Annotated in this window: 5 protein-coding genes; 1 reads left to right on the top strand and 4 read right to left on the bottom strand. The window is 67.4% G+C overall.

The annotated features are described in order from the left end of the window. From AB0M20_RS30970 to AB0M20_RS30955, 4 genes are all read right to left on the bottom strand, one after another. A partial coding sequence (locus AB0M20_RS30970; RefSeq protein ID WP_364303868.1) for a glycoside hydrolase family 3 N-terminal domain-containing protein occupies positions 1-808 on the bottom strand: 808 nt, incomplete at its 3' end. A gap of 180 nt (positions 809-988) precedes the next feature. After that, complete coding sequence (locus AB0M20_RS30965) at positions 989-1,213, bottom strand: hypothetical protein (protein WP_364303867.1); 225 nt, start codon at positions 1,211-1,213, stop codon at positions 989-991. A 63-nt stretch (positions 1,214-1,276) separates the two neighbouring features. Next, a complete protein-coding gene (locus AB0M20_RS30960; protein WP_364303866.1) occupies positions 1,277-1,729 on the bottom strand; it encodes a hypothetical protein in 453 nt (150 codons plus the stop codon). A 113-nt stretch (positions 1,730-1,842) separates the two neighbouring features. After that, positions 1,843-3,048 carry an MFS transporter gene (locus AB0M20_RS30955; RefSeq protein WP_364303865.1) on the bottom strand — a complete coding sequence of 402 codons (1,206 nt, stop codon included), beginning with the start codon at positions 3,046-3,048 and terminating at the stop codon, positions 1,843-1,845. 371 nt (positions 3,049-3,419) lie between these two features. Between AB0M20_RS30955 and AB0M20_RS30950 the strand changes: the two genes are divergently transcribed. After that, positions 3,420-3,957 (top strand): SigE family RNA polymerase sigma factor (locus AB0M20_RS30950; protein WP_364303864.1); only part of this gene is annotated, 538 nt, incomplete at its 3' end.

Raw genomic sequence — 3,957 nt, 5'->3', positions numbered from 1 at the left:
GCCGCAGTCGCTGGGCTTGGCCGCCCTGGGCGATCCGGACCTCGTCGGGCGGTACGCCGACATCGTGCGTCAGGAGTACCTGGCCGCCGGGATAGACCTGCTCACGGCCGTACGCGAAGTGCGGGTCCTCGCCGTCCTTCTGCGGGCCGCCGCCCGGGAAGTGCTTGGTCATGGCGGCCACCGACGCCGGACCGACCTCGGTGCCCTGCAGGCCGTGGATGTAGGCGGTGACCAGACGCGAGGTCAGGTCGGCGTCCTCCCCGAAGGTCATCCCGACGCGCGCCCAGCGCGGCTCGGTGGCCAGGTCGACCTGCGGGTGCAGCGCCACCCGCAGCCCGGCGGCCAGGTACTCCTGACGCACGATGTCGGCGTACCGCCCGACGAGGTCCGGATCGCCCAGGGCGGCCAAGCCCAGCGACTGCGGCCATTGCGAGAACGCGCCCGCGAGGGCCTCGGTGCCCGGGTTGTTGCTGAACGCGTGGCGGGGATCGGTCGACAAGGTCACCGGGATGCCGGGCCCGGTCGCCAGCGCCACCTCCTGCACGCGGTTGTGCCAGTCCGCAAGGTCGCGTACGTCGTCCACCTGGCCCGCCAGGTTGAAATGGTTGAGCCGCAGGTCACGGATGGCCGTCTCGGTGCCCGGCCGGCCGAACGCATTGTCGGCGGTCATCAGCTGCCCGCCCGGCCCCATGGCGACGATGTCGTGAAACATCAGCCCGGCCTTGTCCTCCAGCGTCAGCCGGGCGAGCAGGTCCTCCACCCGGTTCTGCACCCTCTTCGAGGGATCCCGGTATGGCTCGTCCACCACCGTGTCTCCCGCCTTTCCGGGGGCATCGCAAGGGGCGGTCGGGAAGTGTGCACCGGTGACCCGGCACGAGCCTGGTGCGTCACCGCCGCGTCGTCACCTGATGCAGCATCGCCCGGAGTACATCAGATCGCCACCGGTAGCTCCGGCGTCGGCGTTCTCGATCAAGGCAAGAAGCCCGGATCAGAGCACAGCTCCACGCGGCGCAACTTCGATGGCAGCGACTCCTCGGCCGTAGAGCACGACGAGCCGATCACCGTGTTGAGTGCGCAGCACTCCCGAATCTTCTGCCAGCGTCGAAATGATCTGTTCAACAAGCTCGTCCTCGTCCGAGACATCTGGCTTGTCATATGTGATGTCCATGCGGTCGCCGCCGACGAGCCGAACGCGTAGCACAGTTGTCGCCATGTCGTAGAAACTAGTACGACAACCCTGGGTGGCTCGCCTTTGCCGTCGTCCGGCGCGTGGTGATCAGCCGCCGGAGGATTGCTCGGCCTGCCAGAGCGCGATCTGGACGCCCACCACGAAGACCTGGATCGGGATGGGCATGCCCGGCAGGTCGGCCTCGATGGCGCCGGACCACATGCTCTTGCGGCGCAGCGAGCCGGCTCTGACGCCATCGACGAGCAGTTCCTGCTCGCTGCGCCAGAACGAGGCGCGGCGGAACTCGTAGGTGCGGCCGTCGGCCTGCACGCTCCACCGCTTGCGGCCGGCTCGTTCGACGGTCGCCACCTCGTTGCCTGCCTCGTCGAGCATGCGGTAGTTCGTACCCCAGGTGTTGGATCGCACGGTGAAGCGATGGCCGTCCACCTCGAGGTCACCGCCGGTGCGCCACCACGAGGGGTCCCACACGGCGATGGGGCTGCCGTCGGCCGAGATCTGATAGCGGCCGCGCCACATGCTCACGTTCTCGGCGGTCAACATGCTCCGAGGGTAACGACGACATGCGAACTACAGCGTGCGGCCGCCGTCGTGGTTTCGTCAGCCTGCCTCGATCGCGGACCCGTCGAGTCGGCTGTGGCCGAGAGTGCGCGCGTTCATGTGGTGTGCTCCTTGGTCTGGCTGTGTGCTGGGGTGGTGCGGCGGGCGATGGCGATGATGCCGAGCCCGATCAGGGTGAGGACGGCGCTGGTGAGGAAAATCCCGCGTTGCCCGAGCGCGGTGAGGGAGCCGACGGCGATGATGGGTCCGGACACGATGGAGCCGAGCCGCCTGGTGTTGGTGAACAGGCCGGTGGCAAGCCCGGGTCGGGGGATCATCTGCTGGAACAGGGTCAAGCCCACGCCCCCGATCCCGGCGAAGCACCAGGCGTTCAGCGGCTGCAGGGCGATCAGCATGACCGGTCCGGTGGCGAAGGACAGGCCGAGGTAGTACGCGATGCCGGCCAGGCAGCCGGTGGCGACGAGGCTCAGGCTGGAGAACCGTTCGGTGAGCCGTCCGATGAGGATCAGGGCGGGCACTTCGAGGGCGGCCGCGACCCCTAGGGCGATGCCGGCCCACAGCACGTCGAGTCGCAGCGTTTCGGTGACGTAGATGGTCAGGATCGTCATGCCGGTGGCGTTGGTGGCTTGTAACAGCACGAACGCTGCAGTGATCAAGACGACCCCGAGTCGGCCGACGGGCGGCTCGTCTCGAACAGGTGCCGTTTCAGAGATGGCGTCGTTGGCGGTCCGGCCGGCTCGCCGGTGGTGGATCATGATCATGGTGGTGACGATGTTGAACACCGCGACTGCGGCGATGGCCAGCAGGATGGCACGATCGCCGAACAGACCGATGATGACTGTGGCCAAGGGCGGTCCGGCGATCCAGGCGACGGAGACGATGGCGCGGGTGTTGACGACGTCGGCCGGTCGAGCTCCGGAGTATCGGAGGTGGGCGTAGAGCATCGAGCTGCCGACGCCGGCGGGGCCGCCGATCACCACCAGGGCGATGGTGGCCAGCTGCAGCGTTGTGACGGCGGCCAGAACGACCGCAAGCAGCAGGGTCAAGACACCGCAGGCCAGCATGGGGCCGAGGTAGTCGTGCTTCCTGTCGGCGTAGGCGGGTACGAGAAGTGAGGCGACGAAGCCGCTGGCGTTGTAGATCGCGAGAACCCAGCCGACCTCGGCGGTGGTCGCCCCGTAGAGGTTGACCAGGATCAACGCCAGCGCGGGGCTGAGAAACGCCAGCTGCAGTCCCCACAGCAACGCCGAGGACGGCACCAGCACGCGGCTGGTCACGTCGGGCTTCTCGGCTTCGGCCATGCTGCCCTCGATCTCTGTCGTTCGCCGGTGGCCGGGGTACTAGTCGGCGGTCGGGCGGTCGCTCCACTCGGTGACCGGGCCCCGGCTGGCCAGGAAGTCCTGGACATCTTTGCGGTGATCCACGACAACGACGCTAGAGGGCCGTCCGCAGACGAAACAGGACCTGTCAGTACACGGCTCGGCGCGCCGGCGCAGCGGCTGACCATGTTGGCGGTGGAGCTGCTGACCCTGCGGTGCACCGCATCGACGCCCGCGCGCGGTGCAAGCCGACCAATGAGCTGCCGACCGGCCCGCCTTATCGTCGAACGGCACAGCGGATCCGGTCGTGCCCGCGTCAAGGGGACAGAGACCGTTTTCGCGCAGGAGGCCGGATGCATTTCGAGGAGTTCGCGACGGCGCGGTCACCCGCCCTGCTGCGGTACGCCATGCTGCTCAGCCATGATCCGGAACAGGCCCGGGACCTCGTCCAGGAGGTACTGACCCGGGCCCTGATCAAGTGGAACCGCATCGAGCGGGTGGACGAGCCGTACGCGTACGTGCGCCGCATGCTCACCAACGAGTACCTGTCCTGGCGTCGCCGGCGGCGGGTGGCGACCGTGCCGCTCACCGGCGCCCACGAACGGGCCGTCGAGCAACGGGCCAACACCGGGGACGACCTGTGGAACCTGCTGGCCGGGCTTCCTCGCCAGCAGCGAGTGGTGCTGGTGCTGCGCTACTACGAGGGGCTGACCGACAACGAGATCGCCGACGTGATGCGCTGCCGGACGTCGACGGTCCGCGCGTACGCCAGCCGCGCCCTGGCCACTTTGCGCGGCTGTTTCACCAGACATAAAAAACTCCTCTCTAAATATATAAGTGACATAATTTTAAAAACGTCCCTCTATAATAATGATCAAACGAATTATAACA

Source organism: Actinoplanes sp. NPDC051633, from assembly GCF_040681735.1.
Taxonomy (GTDB): domain Bacteria; phylum Actinomycetota; class Actinomycetes; order Mycobacteriales; family Micromonosporaceae; genus Actinoplanes.
The sequence above is the reverse complement of the archived record's forward strand: the minus strand, read 5'-3'. Positions and strand labels throughout refer to the sequence as shown.